General features: G+C 57.0%; 18 protein-coding genes and 2 tRNA genes. 11 read left to right on the forward strand and 9 right to left on the reverse strand.

Features of this window, described 5'->3' with window-relative positions; genetic code table 11:
- Positions 1-86: 86 nt before the first annotated feature.
- From ACGK9W_RS08755 to ACGK9W_RS08765, 3 genes are all read left to right on the forward strand, one after another.
- Positions 87-548: a hypothetical protein gene (locus ACGK9W_RS08755; RefSeq protein WP_008175027.1), complete on the forward strand. Its 462-nt coding sequence runs from the start codon at positions 87-89 to the stop codon at positions 546-548.
- A 115-nt stretch (positions 549-663) separates the two neighbouring features.
- Complete coding sequence (locus ACGK9W_RS08760; protein ID WP_008175029.1) at positions 664-1,977, forward strand: MORN repeat-containing protein; 1,314 nt, start codon at positions 664-666, stop codon at positions 1,975-1,977.
- 52 nt (positions 1,978-2,029) lie between these two features.
- Entirely contained in the window at positions 2,030-3,124 is a 1,095-nt protein-coding gene (locus ACGK9W_RS08765; RefSeq protein ID WP_008175032.1) for a response regulator, read from the forward strand.
- Here the strand turns inward: ACGK9W_RS08765 and ACGK9W_RS08770 are convergent.
- Positions 3,084-3,788 carry an NTP transferase domain-containing protein gene (locus ACGK9W_RS08770; protein WP_405420413.1) on the reverse strand — a complete coding sequence of 235 codons (705 nt, stop codon included), beginning with the start codon at positions 3,786-3,788 and terminating at the stop codon, positions 3,084-3,086. The two genes, ACGK9W_RS08765 and ACGK9W_RS08770, sit on opposite strands and share 41 nt — an antisense overlap.
- Before the next feature lie 73 nt (positions 3,789-3,861).
- Here ACGK9W_RS08770 and ACGK9W_RS08775 point away from each other — a divergent pair, with 73 nt between their 5' ends.
- Entirely contained in the window at positions 3,862-4,713 is an 852-nt protein-coding gene (locus ACGK9W_RS08775; protein ID WP_092029916.1) for a 6-carboxytetrahydropterin synthase, read from the forward strand.
- Between the two features lie 129 nt (positions 4,714-4,842).
- Here ACGK9W_RS08775 and ACGK9W_RS08780 read toward each other — a convergent pair.
- From ACGK9W_RS08780 to gltX, 3 genes are all read right to left on the reverse strand, one after another.
- Positions 4,843-4,918 (reverse strand) — tRNA-Glu (locus tag ACGK9W_RS08780).
- A 7-nt stretch (positions 4,919-4,925) separates the two neighbouring features.
- Positions 4,926-5,001 (reverse strand) — tRNA-Ala (locus tag ACGK9W_RS08785).
- Positions 5,002-5,114: 113 nt separating this feature from the next.
- Positions 5,115-6,599, reverse strand: coding sequence for a glutamate--tRNA ligase (gene gltX, locus ACGK9W_RS08790; RefSeq protein WP_405420417.1), 1,485 nt, complete (start codon positions 6,597-6,599; stop codon positions 5,115-5,117).
- A gap of 187 nt (positions 6,600-6,786) precedes the next feature.
- Here gltX and ACGK9W_RS08795 point away from each other — a divergent pair, with 187 nt between their 5' ends.
- Positions 6,787-7,785 (forward strand): zinc ABC transporter substrate-binding protein, encoded by a 999-nt coding sequence (locus tag ACGK9W_RS08795; RefSeq protein ID WP_405420419.1) that lies wholly within the window; start codon positions 6,787-6,789, stop codon positions 7,783-7,785.
- Here the strand turns inward: ACGK9W_RS08795 and ACGK9W_RS08800 are convergent.
- Positions 7,762-8,676, reverse strand: a complete 915-nt coding sequence (locus tag ACGK9W_RS08800) for an AEC family transporter (RefSeq protein WP_405420422.1) — start codon at positions 8,674-8,676, stop codon at positions 7,762-7,764. The genes ACGK9W_RS08795 and ACGK9W_RS08800 overlap by 24 nt on opposite strands.
- 110 nt (positions 8,677-8,786) lie before the next feature.
- Between ACGK9W_RS08800 and ACGK9W_RS08805 the strand changes: the two genes are divergently transcribed.
- From ACGK9W_RS08805 to ACGK9W_RS08830, 6 genes are all read left to right on the forward strand, one after another.
- Positions 8,787-9,218, forward strand: a complete 432-nt coding sequence (locus ACGK9W_RS08805; RefSeq protein WP_008175045.1) for a BLUF domain-containing protein — start codon at positions 8,787-8,789, stop codon at positions 9,216-9,218.
- Between the two features lie 122 nt (positions 9,219-9,340).
- Entirely contained in the window at positions 9,341-10,375 is a 1,035-nt protein-coding gene (dusA, locus tag ACGK9W_RS08810; protein WP_008175046.1) for a tRNA dihydrouridine(20/20a) synthase DusA, read from the forward strand.
- A 127-nt stretch (positions 10,376-10,502) separates the two neighbouring features.
- Complete coding sequence (tal, locus tag ACGK9W_RS08815) at positions 10,503-11,468, forward strand: transaldolase (RefSeq protein WP_405420427.1); 966 nt, start codon at positions 10,503-10,505, stop codon at positions 11,466-11,468.
- 42 nt (positions 11,469-11,510) lie between these two features.
- A complete protein-coding gene (locus ACGK9W_RS08820; protein ID WP_008175048.1) occupies positions 11,511-11,960 on the forward strand; it encodes a TerB family tellurite resistance protein in 450 nt (149 codons plus the stop codon).
- 11 nt (positions 11,961-11,971) lie between these two features.
- Complete coding sequence (locus tag ACGK9W_RS08825; protein WP_008175051.1) at positions 11,972-13,099, forward strand: 3-deoxy-7-phosphoheptulonate synthase; 1,128 nt, start codon at positions 11,972-11,974, stop codon at positions 13,097-13,099.
- The gene (locus tag ACGK9W_RS08830; protein WP_405420431.1) at positions 13,096-13,890 is read left to right on the forward strand and encodes a glycerophosphodiester phosphodiesterase; all 795 of its coding nucleotides are present in this window, start codon (positions 13,096-13,098) and stop codon (positions 13,888-13,890) included. Before ACGK9W_RS08825 ends, ACGK9W_RS08830 begins: the two co-directional genes overlap by 4 nt.
- 69 nt (positions 13,891-13,959) lie before the next feature.
- Here the strand turns inward: ACGK9W_RS08830 and sthA are convergent, their stop codons facing one another.
- Genes sthA through nqrF form a run of 4 tightly spaced genes read right to left on the reverse strand, consistent with a single transcriptional unit; the run spans position 13,960 to position 17,956 of the window.
- The gene (sthA, locus tag ACGK9W_RS08835; RefSeq protein WP_405420434.1) at positions 13,960-15,351 is read right to left on the reverse strand and encodes a Si-specific NAD(P)(+) transhydrogenase; all 1,392 of its coding nucleotides are present in this window, start codon (positions 15,349-15,351) and stop codon (positions 13,960-13,962) included.
- A 58-nt stretch (positions 15,352-15,409) separates the two neighbouring features.
- Positions 15,410-15,658, reverse strand: coding sequence for a (Na+)-NQR maturation NqrM (gene nqrM, locus ACGK9W_RS08840; protein WP_008175057.1), 249 nt, complete (start codon positions 15,656-15,658; stop codon positions 15,410-15,412).
- Between the two features lie 12 nt (positions 15,659-15,670).
- Positions 15,671-16,720, reverse strand: a complete 1,050-nt coding sequence (locus ACGK9W_RS08845; RefSeq protein WP_008175059.1) for an FAD:protein FMN transferase — start codon at positions 16,718-16,720, stop codon at positions 15,671-15,673.
- Positions 16,721-16,729: 9 nt separating this feature from the next.
- On the reverse strand, positions 16,730-17,956 hold the full coding sequence (gene nqrF, locus ACGK9W_RS08850) for an NADH:ubiquinone reductase (Na(+)-transporting) subunit F (RefSeq protein ID WP_014577567.1): 1,227 nt from the start codon (positions 17,954-17,956) through the stop codon (positions 16,730-16,732).

Consider the following 17,956-nt stretch of genomic DNA (forward strand, 5'->3'; position numbering starts at 1 on the left):
TCTTTAAACAATTGGAGAATTGTAGGGTAACACGTAGTATCGCTTATCATGCATCACTCCAGAAGCTATAGGGTACCGCGCCGTACATGACAACACCTGCACCTCAATCAAAGGCCGTTGAGGCCCCGGAAGTAGCCGCCTACTGGGCAGAACGTCGGCGGTACCTCGAGCGGATCCGGAAAGTACCGGAAGTCAGACAGCGCTTCTGGCGGGAAGTTGCCCTTTATCTGCTCCGCCGATTGCTCTGGTCATTCGGATTCTTCCCGATCTTCATCGCCTTCTGGGTGCCACTGGTGATGGCCAGCTTCAACCCGGTTGCGATGGCATCGGATCTGATTCCGGTGTTACAGAATTTCGTCGACTCGAACCCGGAGGTACAGGCAACGACCATTAGCACCCTGGCCATCGCGTGGGCTTCTATCGGGTTTTTCTTTCTCGTCTTCGATTTCGTGCTAACCCCTTTCAAATCGCCTTATCAATACGAAGCCGACGTGTACATGAGATCATGGGAGCAGCTCAACCATGATCAGCTTCCGGATAAAGTGTGATTTGGCCTGCATTCTCGGTAACTCCCCGTCACTTTCTGTTACATAGCGTTGCACTCACTGGGTAAGATGAACCGGTAGACAGAATTCCAAGAATGCAGGATCAAGAGGTTCCGTCATGGTCGATTTCAGACCGCTTCTGTTCGTCAATGCCCTGGCGCTCATGCTGCTGGTAACCGCCGGGTTTGCCTCGGTTCGGGATGACCTTCAGATAACAGAAGCCTTCGAACCACCCTCGACGGATCAAGCTGTTGCCTCTATTACTACCGAGCCCGAGCCGGCCCCAGAGCCTGTTCCGGAGGCATCCGCCAGAACCAAACAGGCTGCCCGGGAGTCGCGCCCACCCGTGGTGGAAGCCACTCCGTTTACCGTGCCATCCATGCCGGAGAACCCGGAGGTTCTGGCGGTAGCTGAACCGCCATCGGTATTGGCAACGAGAACAGACACCGCCCCGGCAAATCCGCAACAACCGGAAAAACAGCAGGAACCCCAGCCACCGACGCAGGCGCTGCTGGTACTACGCTCAAACGTTGTCGGCGATCAGGTCACCATCAACGGCAAGGAATATGGCGCGACCCGCCTGGATCTTGAGCTGGACCCGGGCCGCTACGAGGTCACCATCACCAAGCCAGGTTTCAAACCCTGGAACCGCTCCATTGCCCTGAAAGCCGGCAATGAGGTGACTCTGGTGGGCGAACTGGAGGCTCTGACCACGGTGAATTTCCGTGACGGGATCTGGATCGGTGGCGTGAAGACCGGTGATGGCACCTACCAGGACAACGATGGACTGCGCTACGAGGGGCATTTCGTGGATGGTGAATTCCACGGCCAGGGCACCGCGTGGTATCCCGACGGTGGCCGTTACGAGGGAGGCTGGTCTGCAGGCAACCGCGAGGGCGACGGTGAATGGCGCAGTGCCGACGGCTCGCGCTATTCCGGCGAATTCCGGGACAACCAGTTTAACGGCAAAGGCACGCTTACACTGGCAAACGGCGACATACTGACCGGCCACTGGAAGGACGGACAGCTTAATGGCCACGGTTCCCTGACCACCGCGGATGGCATGCTCTACGTCGGCGGCTTCCGGAACGACGAATTTCATGGCACCGGCACACTCACCTACCCCGACGGTCGCCATTACGAAGGCGAATTTTCCAACGGCGCCTTCCATGGCACCGGGGCAGAGGTCTTCGCCAGCGGCAAGAAATACGAGGGCGAATACATTGAAGGAAAGTTCCACGGTAAGGGCTTGCTGAAGAATCCCAACGGCAGCTCGATCGAAGCGACATTCCGTCATGGCGAGCCCTACGGACAGGTACGCCTGACCACAGCGGCAGGGGAAATTTTCACTGCCCGAACCACTGAACCCGGTGTCTGTTATCGGGACAAGAGCTACCGGGCCACAGAGTGCCCGAAACTGGAAGGCTGGTAATCATAACGGCCCGATAACAAACGCGTTTGCAGTAAACGATTGAGGTAGTGACATGGCGATCAAGAACGCTCTGCTGGTAGATGACTCCAAGGTGGCCCGATTTGCCCTGAGCAAACTGCTGGAAAGTCGCGATATGGAAGTCAATATGGCTGGCTCGGCCGAGGAGGCCCTCGATTTCCTGAACAGCCAGGGGCGTCCGGATGTCATCTTCATGGACCATCTAATGCCGGGGATGAATGGCGTAGAGGCGACCAAAGCCATCAAGGGCAACCCGGAGACCGCCGGCATCCCCATCATCATGTGCACATCCAAAAAATCGTCATCATTCATGGAGGAGGCCAGGAACTTCGGTGTTTACAACATCCTCACTAAACCGCCGCAAACGGAGGGCCTCAAAGAGGTTTTGGACCAGCTGGCCAGTGACGTCACAGGCGGAAACTTGCCGGAGCCACCGCTGCAATCTGAGCCGGCTGCCGCGGAAGAGGACGAACTGCTGAACGTACCTGCAGATGCGTCGGTGGAACTGTCGCCCAAGACGGGCGATTCAGCCAGCCGGAGCAACCCGCAAGCCAATGTGGTGCCCTTGACCAGCGAGTTGATTGAGCAGATCGCCCGTTCCGCAGTCAAAACTCACATCAACAACCGCCTCCACGAACTGCTCAGTTCCCTCTTTGACGAGCAGTTCGATCACCTGAAGCGGGCTCTGGATGAATCCCGAAGCAAACAGGACGCGGTGATTGAGGAACGCCTGAACGCCGTCACCGAAATGGTCGACGAACGGACCAAAAATCTGCGGGACGAAGTTGCCGCGGAGGTCAACCTGAACCTTGGCAGCGAACTTGCCGTGCTCAAGAAGGAGCTGAAAAAGAATTCCGGCTTCACGAGCGAGCATATGGCCGAGCTGAAAGATCACATCACGAGTGTGCAGACGATTGATACCGAGTTCTGGCAAACCCTTCAGTCCGAGGCTATTCAGCAAGCCCACGAGATCTCGAGGGAAACCGCTGAAGACATAGCCCAGCGCACAATCGACCTTTTTGTTGCGCAGCAGCGCTCGGCATCGTCCCGGGTCTACACCATTGGTCTTGCCATAAGTCTCGGCATCTTCAGCGTCGGGATTGCCTGGCTGTCTGGCCTGTTCGGTTGAGCAGGGTCCTGATCCTGTGCCAGTCTGCCGGGGTGTCCACATCATCGTGGATCCCCGGAATATCTACCCGGGTTGCACGCACCTCTGCGAGCAGTCGCCCGGCGCCCCTATCCCCCTCCAGATCCAACACCAGCGGCCAGAGCCATCTGGGTAAATAGGCGGGCACACCCGGCCGGCCACCGTAATCTGCAGCGATGGGCTGTTCCGGTATACAGCGGGCCGCCTTGCCAAAGGCCTCGAGGGCGTTCAGATCCAGTAACGGCTGGTCCGCCACCAGAACAAATACGCCCTTTACCGCTGGCCCCAGGCTGCGAAGTCCCGCTGACAGAGATGCCGAGATGCCCTCCTGCCAATCCGGCGCCCGCAACCAGGAAGAAGGTTGCCTCCGACAACGAAACCGTATGAGCGGGTACCAGGCCCCACACACCACTCGAACTTCCGGGCTGAGGATTCGGCCTTGGGCAATGGCGGCGTCCAACAATGTGCGGTTACGGCAGTCCGTGTCTGTCCCGTCACCAGAAGCCAGCGGCAGGAGGGCTTTCGGCCGACCGAGGCGGCTCGAGGCACCGGCCGCCAGTATCAGTACCGGAAATTGCTGATCAATGTGCGAGTCGAGGTTTAAAATGATGAGTCCGATAGCAAAAAGAAATGAAGCAGTGGCCAACCGCCAGACTGCTGTATTCGGTGATTTTTGCTAGAATTCGGCCATCAATCAACCACACCCGCCTGGAAATTTGATGAACCATCTGTTTGTAGACAACCTGACCGTTATCGATTTTGCCTACCTGGACCCGACCCGTGGGCTGGTGGGTGAAAGCTGGATTGCGGATGTGGTGCTTGGCGGGGAGCTGGACGAACAGGGCATGGTGTTCGACTTCAGTAACGTAAAACGCACCATCAAGCGGGTGATCGATGAGCGTGTTGACCATCGTCTGGTGATTCCCCGCGGCTACCAGGGGCTGTCCTGGAGTGAGGAGCAGCCAGACACTTTTACCTGGGCTCTCACGGACGGCAGCCAGATCATTCACCGCTCACCGGACGAGGCCATTGTCTGGTTGTCCGCCGACCGGGTTGTGCCCTCGGCCGTGGCCTCTTTGCTGGAACAGGAAATAAAGGCCGTGCTTCCGGCCAACGTGATTTCCGTGGAGATCAATCTCCGGGAAGAGGAAATCGATGGTGCTTACTACCACTATGTCCACGGCCTTAAGAAACACCTGGGCAACTGCCAGCGCATCGCCCACGGCCATCGATCACCGATTCGTATCGACCGGAACGGCCACCGCGATTACGATCTGGAGCGCCGCTGGGCCAAGCTCTGGCGGGATATCTACGTGGGGTCCGAGGAGGATGTGGTGCGTCGCCATGTTGGCGAAGACGGCGTTCGCTATGTGACCTTCGAATACGAGGCCAACCAGGGCGAGTTTGCACTGACCCTGCCAGAGGATCGCGTGTACATGCTGGATACCGACACCACGGTGGAGCTGATTGCCGCCCACATGGCCGACAAGCTCAAGGTGGAGTTCGCGACAGACACCATCCGGGTGAAGGCTTATGAGGGTGTTGGGAAGGGTGCCATTGCCGAGCGCTGAATAAATCCGGGGTCAGATGGAAATTTCATTTGACCCCATTGTTGTCTGACCCGACATTCAGACACAAAAAAACCGCCAGAAGGCGGTTTTTTTGATGGCTTCCCGGTGGACTAAACCGTCAAGCCGTATTGGCGTCCCCTAGGGGGTTCGAACCCCTGTTGCCGCCGTGAAAGGGCGGAGTCCTAGGCCACTAGACGAAGGGGACTAGAAATTGGTGGAGCCAGGCGGGATCGAACCGCCGACCTCAACACTGCCAGTGTTGCGCTCTCCCAGCTGAGCTATGGCCCCTCAACGGCTGCGTATATTAAGGATCCGCCCTATGGGCGTCAACCTCTGAAACACACTTTTTTTCAGTTTTCTGAACATCCCTGTTCAAGCCGTTTATTAATTCACCAAAGCGGTTAATGAATACCCAGAGCCGCGTATTCTTTTTCCACCTTCTTGGTTTCCTTCTTGGAGAATCCACCCATCACTTCCAGGGCATGCCGAAGCCTTGAACGGGTCATGTCCGGGCCCAGCAGCGCCATGGAGTCCATCACAGACCAGGAATTCGGTGTACCGGCAACCGCCACAAAAATAGAGAACATGAAATCTCCCATCTTCAGGTCCATGGCTTTGGCCAGGGCCTTGATGTCCGCGAAGATGGTCTCCTTGCTCCAGTGGCGCTGGGCTTCAAGCTTCCAGAGCGTAAACTGCAGAACCCGCTTGAGCTGGGCTTCTTCAAGTTTGTTAAGGGCAAAGTCCTCCGGCTTCAGGTTGAGCATGCCGGAGAACATGAACTGGGCCATGGGCGCCACATCCGAGAATACCTCTGCCCTGCCCTTTATGTGAGGCACCAGAGCACGCAGGGCGTCCTCGTTAAACCACCACTGGCGCATGCGCTCCATGAACTGCTCTTCAGTCAGCTCTTCGCGCAACCACTGGCCATTCAGCCAGCGAAGCTTCTCCACATCGAATACCGGGCCACCGAGAGAGACACGCTGGATGTCGAAGTTCTCGATCATCTCATCCAGGGTGAACTTTTCCCGCTCGTCGGGCATGGACCAGCCCATGCGCCCCAGGTAGTTGGTGACGGCCTCCGGCAGAAAGCCCATGCGCTCATAGAAATTGATGCTGGTCGGGTTCTTGCGTTTGGACAGTTTGCTCTTGTCCGGGTTGCGCAGCAGCGGAAGGTGACACAGTACCGGCATATCCCAGCCAAAATACTGATACAGCAGCTTGTGCTTGGGCGCAGAGTTGATCCACTCCTCACCACGCAGAACGTGTGTGATTTCCATCAGGTGATCATCAACCACATTCGCCAGGTGATAAGTGGGCATGCCATCGGACTTGAGCAGAATCTGGCAGTCCACCTGAGCCCAGTCGATCTCAATGGTGCCCCGAAGCATGTCGTCAATCTCGCAGACGCCCTCATCGGGCACTTTCATACGAATCACGTATGGTTCACCTGCATCGAGGCGGCGCTTCACTTCGTCCTCAGGCAGCTCCAGATCGCCCTTGATACCCGGGTTCAGACCCTGGGCCTTGCGTTCTTCCCGAATGGCTTCCAGCTCATCCGGTGTGCGGAAGCAATAAAATGCGTGGCCGGCCGTCACCAGATCCTCGGCGTACTGACGGTAGGAGTGCTTGCGCTCGGACTGGCGATAGGGGCCGTGGGGGCCACCTACATCGGGGCCTTCATCCCAGTTCAGACCGAGCCAGCGCAACGCCTTGAGAATGTCCTGCTCGGATTCCGCGGTACTGCGGGCCTGGTCGGTATCCTCGATACGCAGGATGAACTGGCCGCCGTGCTGACGGGCAAAGCACAGGTTGAACAGGGCCACGTAGGCGGTACCAACGTGTGGGTCACCGGTGGGTGACGGAGCAATTCGGGTACGTACAGTCATGAAACCTTCCTGAAAAATCGGTGGCCGTTTGATAAAGCGGGCATTATACCGGCCATCGTCAGGTTTCGCATGATCAGGAAGTTAACGGGCACACCAGAAATACTAAGTAAGAAGTTTCTTTTGCCGGCCCCGGCCGAGTTTGTTATATTATAACATTACACATTAGCATCGCAGGATCTCACTTATCATGCGCGTTACCGGAAAAGCACTGTCTATTGCACTCGGAGCCGGCACCCTTTTGTTTCACAGCGCCCTGCAGGCCGAGACCCGTATTGTTACTTCCATCAAACCGGTTGAGCTGATCGTCAGTTCGATCGCCACGGAAGACATGCAGACAACGAGTCTCGTCCCGCCCGGCTCCAGCCCCCACAATTACACCATGAAGCCATCCCAGCGCCGGGCCCTGGAAAACGCCGACGTGATTTTCTGGGTCGGACCCGACATGGAAACCTTCCTTAATCGCCTTCTGGCAGGGCAGGAATTCAGCGGTCGAACGGTCGCGCTCATGGATGCCGAGCACGAACCCGGGGAAGTTAACCACGATGAACACGCGCACGACGACCACGCGGACGATCACCATGGCCATGCCCACGAAGAGGAGGCCAAGGAGGAAGAACACCACAACGAGGGGCACGGACACGGCCATGATCACGGAGACGGCGAAGACCCGCACATCTGGCTGGATCCCGAACTGGCCATCGAAATGGCCGGGACGATCCGGGATGCTCTCTCAGGACTGAAAGGTGTTGACGCTGGCGCGTTAAACGAGAATTTCGAGCAGTTCAAAGCCAGCGTTCGAGAAACCGATGCCACTATCCGGGACCGCCTTGCACCGGCGCACGAAATCAGCCTGTTCGCCTATCACGACGCCTTTACCCGATTTGCCGAACACTATGAACTGAAACTCGAGGGCGTTCTGACACTGAACCCGGAGCTGTCGCCAGGGGCCCGGCATATCGCGGAAGTGCAGGAAAAACTGCGCAACGCAAACCATCCCTGCCTCCTGACCGAACCGCAGTTCAACCGGCAGTGGTGGCGCTCGATCACCGAGAGCCTGGACGTGACCTTCAGCACCTGGGACCCTCTGGCCACTGACATCGCGGCAACGCCAGAAGGTTACAACAACTTCCAGCACAGCATTGTCGACGCGGTGCTCAAGTGCCTACCAGAGAATACTGAGCATTAAAGGTATGGTGACGATGGCCAGCAAGGTCTGACCACTGATGATGCCCGCCATCAGGGGGGCATCGCCACCAAGCTGTCGAGCCAGAATGTAGGCAGAGGTGGCCGTGGGGAGCGCCGACAACAGCACGACCACCTGAACCATCATTCCCTCAAGACCCAGCAACGAGGCCAGCCCCGCAGTCATCAGCGGAAATCCGACCAACTTCAGCGCCGATGACACAATAAACGGCAGTGAAGCGCCTCTGAGGGCCTTGAGCTGAAGCCCGGCGCCAACCGTCATCAAACCCATCGGCAACGCCAGATTGCTTAGCGGCTCGAGAATGCCGCCGATCAGCGGATGAAATCCGATTTCGAAGAAACTCCAGACCACGCCAATCACCGAGCCCACTATAAGAGGATTGGTCACAATCGCCTTGAATACTGGCACCAGCCTCACCGGCCCTTCCGTGGCCACCAGTGAAAACATCAGTATGCACAGCAGATTCAGCAACGGCACCATGATGGCAACTGCGATCGCCGAGAGGGACAGGCCCTGATCGCCGAGCAGCATGCCGCCAGCCGCCAGGCCCACGTAGGAATTGAACCGGATAGCCCCCTGGTAAACCGAAGAAAAAACCGGGCCGGACCAGCGCCAGAACCATTGGGCAATCGCCAGGATCAGCGTCATCGCGATCAGCATGGCGCCAATGAGCAATGCAATGTCACCATAAGCGGAAGCCGGCAACCTGGCCTGCCCCAGCTTGAAGACCAACATGGCCGGAAACAGCACGTAGTAGGTAAACCGCTCCGCCTGGGGCCAGAAATCGCCGCCCGGAAAGTCAATGCGGCGGAACACATGCCCAAGCATGATCAGGATAAATACCGGCAGCAGAGCCTGCACCATCAGGGGCATACGTTCAAACTCCAGGGCAAGGTTGTTTACTTGGGTTTTATGGGAGTACAGTTAAACAAGCATGAGATCATAGCAGAAGGAGTGCTTCTCCTTCAGGGAGGTTTTTTGCTATGGACGCATCGAAGCCCAGACTTTGCAGGCTTATCTATTTCAGCAGCGTTTCTTCGCATCTGCAGGAATCCGATTTAGACGACATCCTCGCGGAATCCATCAAAAGAAACGAGCGGGACGGCATCACCGGCCTGCTGGCTTATGATCAGTTCAATTTCATGCAGGTTTTGGAAGGTGAGGAAGAGGCTGTCAACAGACTTTACCTTGGCATCACTGCCGATCCTCGCCACCAGGATGTTCGCCTGATTCAGTACGAGCAAATCGATCATCGCCAGTTTGACGATTGGGCAATGGCTCTGGCGAAGCTTCCCGAGGTTCCGGGCAATTACATCAACAAACTCTATGGTGGATTCAAGCCCCAGCTGTTCTCCACTCGAGACGCTCTAATCTACTTCAATTTTCTCCGCAACTATTTGAAACGAGCAGCCTGAAGCCTGTTATGGATTTCGCCAAAGCCTTACGGAAATCGGAAACCAATGCCTGTTAAACTACGACTCTTGGTTTCAACGTAGTTCTTTTCGTCACCCGTTTTTCGTCGACAACAGGTATCGCAATGTCTGGAATACCATCTGAGGACACCCTGCTGCACAACTCCGGCCCCTCCCGCCGCTTCTGCGTGGCCCCGATGATGGACTGGACCACCAGTCACTACCGTTATCTGGCGCGCCAGCTTAGCCGGCATACCCTGCTCTACACCGAGATGGTCACCACCGGCGCACTGATTCATGGCGACACCGCGCGCTTTCTGCGCCACGATGAGGCCGAGTACCCACTGGCCCTTCAGCTGGGTGGCAGCGATGCCGGCGAACTTGCCCACTGTGCCAGGCTGGCACAGCAATACGGCTTCGATGAGGTTAACCTGAACGTCGGTTGCCCCAGCGATCGTGTTCAGAACAACATGATCGGTGCCTGCCTGATGGGCCATCCGGACAAGGTGGCAGAGGGCGTGCGCGCCATGATTGAAGCAACCGAGCTGCCAGTCACCGTGAAGCATCGAATCGGTATTGATGGGCGGGAGTCCTGGGACGATCTCTGCGAATTCGTGGAAAAAGTGTCGGAAGCTGGCTGCCGGACCTTTATCGTACACGCCCGGATCGCGATTCTTGAAGGCCTGAGCCCCAAGGAAAACCGGGAAGTCCCTCCGCTTAAATACGACTGGGTCTACCGGCTGAAAGCGAAATACCCGCACCTGGAAATCATCATCAACGGCGGCATCAAGACCTTCGATGAGTGCCACGAGCATCTCCGGCATACCGACGGCGTGATGCTGGGTCGGGAGGCGTACCACAATCCCTGGCTGCTGGCAGGCGTCGATCCGGAGTTCTTCGGGGAGGCAGCGCCGGTAGAAACCCGGCATCAGGCACTTCGGGCCATGCTTCCGTTCATAGGGAGCGAACTTGAGCGCGGCGTATTCCTGACTCACATGTCCAGGCACCTTCTCGGCCTGTTCCACGGCCAACCTGGCGGTCGGCAGTTCCGTCGCTATATCAGCGAGAACGCCCATAAATCCGGTGCTGGCCTGGAAGTGATCGAAACCGCTCTGGAAAAGGTTCGTGAACCGGCGGCGCCGGAGATTGCCGAAGCTTAATCGCAGGCAATTGCCACCATACCTTTTGTTGTCTTGTTCCTGTCAGAGCGGCCCGTTATTGTAGGCATATAGCCAGCGCCCGGGATTCGGGCGCACCAATAACAGATCAACCGGGACGACAGGACGAATGACCAGCAAGCTCGACCAACTGAAGACCATGACCACGGTGGTAGCGGATACCGGCGATATCGAAGCCATTGCGAAGTGGCGGCCGGAAGATGCCACCACTAATCCATCCCTGCTACTCAAAGCTGCCGCTTCTGACGCTTACCGGCCGATGCTGGACAAGGCTGTGACAGAAGCCCGGCGGCATGGCGGCTCAGACGCCGAGCAGCTGACCATGGCCACTGATATGCTGGCCGTACTCGCCGGCCGAGAAATCCTGAACCTGATTCCCGGTGTGGTTTCGACGGAGGTGGATGCCCGTTTGTCCTTTGATACCGCCGGTACGCTTGAGCGCGCCCGCCGCCTGGTTGAGCTGTACGACAAGCAGGGCGTCGACACCAGTCGCGTACTGATCAAGATTGCTTCTACCTGGGAAGGCATCCGGGCGGCCGAGCAACTGGAGAAAGAAGGCATTCACTGCAACCTGACGTTGCTGTTTTCTTTCATTCAGGCCGCCGCCTGTGCCCAGGCCGGTGCATTCCTGATCTCGCCCTTTGTTGGTCGAATTCTGGACTGGCACCTGGCCAGCACTGGCCGGGACAGCTACCCGGCTGCAGAGGATCCGGGGGTGCTTTCGGTATCCCGTATCTACAATTACTACAAGGCCAACGGCTTTAAAACGGTGGTGATGGGCGCCAGTTTCCGGAACACCGGCGAAATTGAAATGCTGGCTGGCTGTGACCGCCTGACCATAAGCCCTACCCTGCTGCAGGAGTTGCAGGACGACCTGGGCGATCTGCCGCGTCGACTGGTCGCCGACACCGCCAGCTCACCGGATCAGTTTGGCACCATCGACGAGAAACTGTTCCGCTGGGAATCCAACGAGGACGCTATGGCTACCGAGAAGCTGGCCGATGGTATCCGCCGGTTCACAGCCGACCAGATTGAACTGGAGAACCGGGTCCGGCAGCTGGCCAGGGCGGCCTGACGCGGCGCCTCAAACCAAACACAGAAGTGGGACTGTCCGATCATGATCGAGCGCCTGAAAAAATTGTTTGCGGCACCGGAAGCTGAACGCGAGAAGCCCGATAACCATCAGCTCGCAGTGGCTGCCACGGCATTGATGGTTCAGCTTTCCCGTGTCGACCAGGATGAAGACGAGCGCGAACTGCAGGCCATTGTTGATGGCGCAGTAAAAGCACATCAGGTAACCCAGGCCGAAGCCGAGGAAATTCTGGAAGACGCCCTTAGCCACGCAGACGATGCCACGTCGCTCTATGAATTTACCGGCCAGATCAACGAGTACCTGGACCAGGAAGGAAAACAGGCCCTGCTCGAAAGCATCTGGCGCGTGGCCTTTGCGGATGGCCGCATCGACAAGTACGAAGAACACCTTATTCGCCGCATGGCAGACCTGCTGCATCTTAATCATCGGGAGTTCATGCAGGCGCGGCACCGGGCGCAAGACGCCGGTTCTTAAAAGGAGACAGCATGCTAGCGATTCTTCATCCGAATACCGCTCTGGACAGCGAAGAATACCGACAGACCATGCACTACCTCGAGAATCTCCCGAACGTGTCGGTTCGGGTTCATGAGGTTCAGGGCGCCACCCAGAGGCTGACCGAAATCTATCTTCTCGGGGACACCAAGCCCCTGAACAAGGAAGAGATCGAAGCCCTGCCTGCGGTCGAACGGGCCATACGCATTTCGGACGACTACCGTATTCTTGGACGCCACCGGGACGATCGACGGCAAAGCGGCTTCAACTACAACGGCGTCGAGTTCAGTCAATCCAATCTGAACATCTTTGCCGGGCTATGCGCGGTTGATGTGCCCGAACACGTCGACATGATGATGCAGGCCCTGGAAGACCATGGGGAAGTCTGCACACGAATGGGCGCCTACAAGCCGCGCACCAACCCCTATTCATTCCAGGGCCACGGCAAGGGCTGCCTCCCCTGGGTGTTTGAAAAGGCGGGTAAGCACGGCATCAAGGTGATCGCCATGGAGATCACTCATGAGAGCCACATTGAGGAAATCGACAACTGCCTCGAAAAGCTCGGCCGTCCCACCGGTGTAATGCTGCAGGTGGGCACCCGCAATACCCAGAACTTCGAGCTGCTCAAGGCCATTGGCCGCCAGAGTACCTATCCGGTACTGCTCAAACGCGGGTTCGGGATTACCCTGAATGAATCCCTCAACGCTGCCGAGTATCTGGCCAGCGAAGGCAACGCTAATGTCATCTTCTGCCTGAGGGGCATGAAAACCGAAGCCGGCCAGCCCCATCGGAACATGGTGGATTTCGCCCATGTGCCGGCGGTCAAGCGCCTTACCCGTATGCCAGTCTGTGTGGATCCTTCCCATTCGGTGGGCAGCCGCGAGCAGTCTCCGGACGGCATCCTTGATGTCATGCACGCGACCGCCCAGGGCGTCGTCGCCGGTGCCAACATGGTGCTCGTGGATTTCCACCCCAAGCCGGAAAGAGCCCTGGTGGACGGCCCCCAGGCCCTGCTGATGAACGAGCTGCCGGCGTACCTCGAAGACATACGCCTTTGCCACGACACCTGGAAGAAGCGCCAGGCCATTTACCAACGCCTGAAGGATGATGCAGCGGAATGATTGTCTACGGACACAGAGGCGCCAAGGGAGAAGCTCCCGAAAACACCCTTCCGGGATTTACGCATGCTTACCGGCACGGTATCCGGCATTTTGAACTGGATCTCGTATTGTCAAAGGACGGCAAGCCGGTATTGGTGCACGATCTTTCGGTTGACCGCACGACCAGCCAGAAAGGCAGTATCAGTCAGTACACGGCCGCCGAACTGGCTGCCATGGATGCGCGAAGAAACACCAGCTCCTGGCCCACACCCACGGGAATTCCCGCGCTGGAAGACCTTCTGGACCGGTTCGACGACCTCGAACACCTGCAACTGGAAGTCAAAAAAGACACGCGTCAGCGCCTGAACATTCTCAGCAATCGCCTGACAGAGGTTATACAGCGACGCAATCTGTATCAGACGGTGGCCATAACCTCTTCCGACACCTGGTTTCTGAAACAGATCCGGCGGCGGAACAAGAACATCCGCATCGGCCTGGTCGCAGAGCGCAAATTCCCGCGCCCCTTGAGCATTGCGGGCCAACTCGGCTGTGAGTATCTCTGCATCAACTGGAAGCTTTGCTCGAAAGCGCTGGTTGAAAAAGCCCATCGAAAGGGCATGCACGTGTCCACCTGGACGGTGAACCGGATTCACGACATGTTGCAACTGGAAGAGATGGGAGTGGACAGCATCATTACCGATTACCCGACAAGCACCCGTATGTTTTTCGATAACCGGGCCAGATCGGCGCTGTCGTTACCACAGAGTCACGAGGGCGTGTCGGCCAACCAGGAGGCCGTGTCAGCAGGCTGAAACCAGGAGATTGAAAAACGAAAAGGGGTCAGATGAGCGATTTCATCTGGCCCCTTTTTCGTAGGCAGCCTAGAAAATTCTGTTCAGGCCATTCAATGCCGCAACCCGGTAGGCTTCCGCCATGGTCGGGTAGTTGAACGTGGTATTAATGAAGTAGTTCAGAGAGTTGGCCTCTCCTTTCTGGTTCATGATCGCCTGGCCGATGTGGACGATTTCTGCTGCCTGGTCACCGAAACAGTGGATACCCAGAATCTCGCGGGTCTCCCGGTGAAACAGGATTTTCAGCATGCCGACCGCTTCTCCGGTGATCTGCGCACGGGCCAGATCCTTGAAGAACGCCTGCCCAACCTCGTAGGGCACCTTGGCTTCGGTCAATTCACGCTCGGTTTTGCCGACGGAACTGATTTCCGGAATGGTGTAAATCCCGGTCGGCACATCCGACACAAAGCGGAAGTATGCGTCATCCACAATATCCGAGGATGCAGAGCGGCCCTGGTCATAAGCGGCGCTTGCCAGACTTGGCCAGCCGATCACGTCGCCCGCCGCGTAGATGTTGTCCACTTCGGTGCGATAGTGCTCGTCAACGGCCAGTTGCCCACGGCCATTGGGTTCCAGACCGATATTTTCGAGGCCCAGCTTCTCGGTGTTCCCGCTGCGACCATTGCACCACAGGAATGCATCCGCACGGATTTTCTTGCCCGATTGAAGCGACAACACCACACCGTGGTCGTCGCCCACAACCGACTCGTACTGCTCGTTGTGGCGAACCAGAACGCCATTATTCCGCAGGTGGTAACTCAGGGCGTCGGAGATCTCGTCATCCAGGAAGGACAACAGACGGCTACCCGGGTTGATCAAATCCACTTTCACGCCCAACCCTGCAAAAATCGAGGCATATTCAGAACCGATAACGCCAGCGCCATAGATAATCAGGGTTCTGGGGGTATGAGACAGATTCAGGATGGTGTCGGAGTTATAGATACGGTGATGACGGAAGTCCACATCGGGTGGCAGGTAGGGCCTGGAACCGGTGGCGATGATCGCCTGCTTGAAGTGCAGCGTCTCGGAGGACTTGCTACCCCGGACTTCTATGCGGTTCTGGTCGACAAAAAAGGCCCGGCCGTTTATCAAATCCACGCGATTGCGAGAGTAGAACTGCGTCCGGAGCTTGACCTGCTTGCCGATGACCTTCTGGGCATTCTGAAGCACTCGCGGGAAAGAGAACCAGCGAGGCTCCCCGATATCCCGGAACATCTGGTTGGTGTTGAACGTAATGATCTGTTTGACGGAGTGGCGCAGCGCCTTGGAAGGAATGGTGCCCCAGTGGGTGCAGTTCCCGCCAACGGTAGGCTTGTCTTCGATGATCGCGACACGTTTGCCGTGTTTCGTCGCATTCATCGCCGCGCCTTCGCCGGACGGACCGGCGCCGATAACGACGACGTCGTAATGATGTTCTGCCATGCGCGCAGTGACTCCTTATCTACGTCGTGAAAAGATGGTTGTAATTGTCAAAAACAGATCAGTGCTTGCTGGCCTTGCTGGCGTCGTAAGCCAGAGCCTCGGGCTCTTTACCCTCGTTGGCCAACCGTTCGTTTTCTTCTTCGCACTTCTGGGTATTACCACCGCAGATATCACAGGACTGGCTGATACCAAGCGCGCCAATACCGCCGCAGGTTCCGCTGATGGGCTTGCGCCCGAGGATCACGCCAATAGACATGGCTGCAACCAGCAAAACCACGATGAAAAGAACCAAAAGAAAGGTACCCATGTTGCCCTCCCCTCATTGAGTCACGTAGGACGAAAAGGCCGGCGTCTGGTGCGTCTCGAAGCCTTCATCCGTCCTGACAATAAAATAGGCCGGGATATTTTCCCTTACCGCGAGCTCATTTGCCCGCTCGTAGCCCATCACATTAAAACCGGTTGCCAGAGCATCTGCCGTCATACAATCGTCCGCGATAACGGTTACTGATGCCAGCTTGTGAGCAATTGGCTCACCCGTTTCAGGATCTATTGTATGGGAATACCGACGCCCTTCCGATTCGTAATAATTACGATAATCACCTGATGTTGCCATAGCACGTGATTCCAGCGCCACCACGCGGTTTACCGCGCGCCCTTCCGCCATCGGCTGTTCTATGGCCAGTCGCCAGGTGCTGCCATCAGGTTTACGGCCATTGACGCTAACCTCTCCGCCAATCTCCACCAGGTACGCCTCCACGCCTTCGCTCTCAAGAAAACGGGCAACCGCATCTACACCGTATCCCTTGGCGATAGCCGACAGATCCACATATTGCGGTGGTGTCGCACGCACGGCGGGCGGATCGACCCGCAGCTCGAGCTTCTCGAAGCCAGTGGCGGCAAGAGCCCTGGAGAGAGATTCTTCTGACGGAATCTGCTCCGGGCGCGCCTCGGGGCCGAACCCCCAAAGATTTACCACCGGGCCGATGGTCACATCAAAGGCACCAGCGGTCATCGTTGAGATCTCTTCAGCCTTCTGAAGAACACGGAGCAAGTCCGCTGACACCGGAACCCACTCGGATTGATCGGATCGTTGATTGAAACGGGACAGCTCCGAATCCTCGCGCCAGGTCGACATTGACGCATCAACCCCTTCGAGCACCTCATCGATACCGCTGGCCAGAGTTTCAAGCCTCTCCTGATCCTCGGTCAATACGACATTGATGTGGTAGCTGGTGCCGAAGACAGGTCCGGAGATTTCCCAGATTTTTTCCTCTGGCTCAAACGAACAACCCGCCAGAACGGCAAAGGCCAGCGCTGTAAAAGCGCTGGCCAGGGCCACCCTGGCGGGTCGTACAATGCTGAATGTCATCAGAACTGCTTAGCCTCCAAAGTCATCCAGCATGATGTTTTCATCCTCTACACCCAGATCTTTCAGCATCTTGATGCAGGACGCGTTCATGATTGGGGGCCCACACATGTAGTACTCACAGTCTTCCGGAGCCGGATGGTCCTTCAGATAGTTCTCGTACAATACGTTGTGGATAAACCCTGTGGGGCCTTCCCAGTTATCTTCCGGCAGTGCATCGGAAAGAGCTACGTGCCACTCGAAGTTGTCGTTCTCTTCCTGCAGCCCGTCGAAATCCTCCACGTAGAACATCTCGCGAACACTACGCGCACCATACCAGAAGCTGATCTTGCGCTTGGAGTTCAGGCGCTTGAGCTGATCGAAGATATGGGAACGCATGGGCGCCATGCCGGCACCGCCACCGATGAAGACCATTTCCGCGTCAGTCTTCTTGGCGAAGAACTCACCGAACGGTCCCATCACTGTCACCTTGTCTCCTGGCTTCAGGTTGAACACATAGCTCGACATGATGCCCGGGTTATGGTCCGTGCCCGGAGGCGGCGTAGCGATACGAATATTGAACTTGAGAACACCCTTTTCTTCCGGATAGTTCGCCATGGAATAGGCCCGGATGGTCTCTTCCTTGTTGACCGCCTTGTAGCGCCAGATGTTGTGCTTGTCCCAGTCCTCGTGGAACTCTTCCTCGATGTCGAAATCCTTGAAGTCGATTTCGTAGGGAGGGCACTCAAGCTGAACATAGCCGCCGGCACGGAAGTCCACTTCCTCACCTTCAGGCAGCTTGAGTACGAGTTCTTTGATGAAGGTAGCCACGTTGTGGTTGGAGACAACCTCACATTCCCACTTCTTCACGCCGAAGAACTCCTCCGGCACTTCCACCTTCATATCCTGTTTGACAGGAACCTGACAGGACAGGCGCCAGCCTTCTTTCTCTTCACGGTTGGTGAAGTGGGTCTTCTCTGTTGGCAGCATGGCACCGCCGCCTTCCAGAACCTTGCACTTGCACTGGGCGCAGGTACCGCCGCCACCGCAGGCAGAGGAGAGGAAAATACCACTGTTTGCCAGAGTACCGAGCAGCTTGCCGCCGGCTTCGGTCTTCAGCGTGTGTTCTGGATCATCGTTGATCTCAATGGTCACATCACCGGTGCTTACCAGCCTGGACCGGGCCGCAAGAATCACTGCGACCAGGGCCAGAACGATAACGGTGAACATGACCACGCCGAGAATAATTTCTGTATTCAT

This window comes from Marinobacter flavimaris, assembly GCF_045057155.1.
Taxonomy (GTDB): Bacteria; Pseudomonadota; Gammaproteobacteria; order Pseudomonadales; family Oleiphilaceae; genus Marinobacter; species Marinobacter manganoxydans.

What these genes read in the sequence shown, in the direction of transcription:
- gltX (WP_405420417.1), bottom strand. Translation starts at nt 6,599, where the DNA reads ATGACTGTACGTACCCGAATTGCTCCGTCACCCACCGGTGACCCACAC.
- ACGK9W_RS08800 (WP_405420422.1), bottom strand. Translation starts at nt 8,676, where the DNA reads ATGCCCCTGATGGTGCAGGCTCTGCTGCCGGTATTTATCCTGATCATG.
- ACGK9W_RS08805 (WP_008175045.1), top strand. Translation starts at nt 8,787, where the DNA reads ATGGACGCATCGAAGCCCAGACTTTGCAGGCTTATCTATTTCAGCAGC.
- ACGK9W_RS08775 (WP_092029916.1), top strand. Translation starts at nt 3,862, where the DNA reads ATGAACCATCTGTTTGTAGACAACCTGACCGTTATCGATTTTGCCTAC.
- ACGK9W_RS08825 (WP_008175051.1), top strand. Translation starts at nt 11,972, where the DNA reads ATGCTAGCGATTCTTCATCCGAATACCGCTCTGGACAGCGAAGAATAC.
- ACGK9W_RS08795 (WP_405420419.1), top strand. Translation starts at nt 6,787, where the DNA reads ATGCGCGTTACCGGAAAAGCACTGTCTATTGCACTCGGAGCCGGCACC.
- ACGK9W_RS08820 (WP_008175048.1), top strand. Translation starts at nt 11,511, where the DNA reads ATGATCGAGCGCCTGAAAAAATTGTTTGCGGCACCGGAAGCTGAACGC.
- nqrM (WP_008175057.1), bottom strand. Translation starts at nt 15,658, where the DNA reads ATGGGTACCTTTCTTTTGGTTCTTTTCATCGTGGTTTTGCTGGTTGCA.
- ACGK9W_RS08755 (WP_008175027.1), top strand. Translation starts at nt 87, where the DNA reads ATGACAACACCTGCACCTCAATCAAAGGCCGTTGAGGCCCCGGAAGTA.
- ACGK9W_RS08830 (WP_405420431.1), top strand. Translation starts at nt 13,096, where the DNA reads ATGATTGTCTACGGACACAGAGGCGCCAAGGGAGAAGCTCCCGAAAAC.
- ACGK9W_RS08760 (WP_008175029.1), top strand. Translation starts at nt 664, where the DNA reads ATGGTCGATTTCAGACCGCTTCTGTTCGTCAATGCCCTGGCGCTCATG.
- dusA (WP_008175046.1), top strand. Translation starts at nt 9,341, where the DNA reads ATGTCTGGAATACCATCTGAGGACACCCTGCTGCACAACTCCGGCCCC.
- sthA (WP_405420434.1), bottom strand. Translation starts at nt 15,351, where the DNA reads ATGGCAGAACATCATTACGACGTCGTCGTTATCGGCGCCGGTCCGTCC.
- ACGK9W_RS08845 (WP_008175059.1), bottom strand. Translation starts at nt 16,720, where the DNA reads ATGACATTCAGCATTGTACGACCCGCCAGGGTGGCCCTGGCCAGCGCT.
- ACGK9W_RS08765 (WP_008175032.1), top strand. Translation starts at nt 2,030, where the DNA reads ATGGCGATCAAGAACGCTCTGCTGGTAGATGACTCCAAGGTGGCCCGA.
- tal (WP_405420427.1), top strand. Translation starts at nt 10,503, where the DNA reads ATGACCAGCAAGCTCGACCAACTGAAGACCATGACCACGGTGGTAGCG.
- nqrF (WP_014577567.1), bottom strand. Translation starts at nt 17,956, where the DNA reads ATGAATACAGAAATTATTCTCGGCGTGGTCATGTTCACCGTTATCGTT.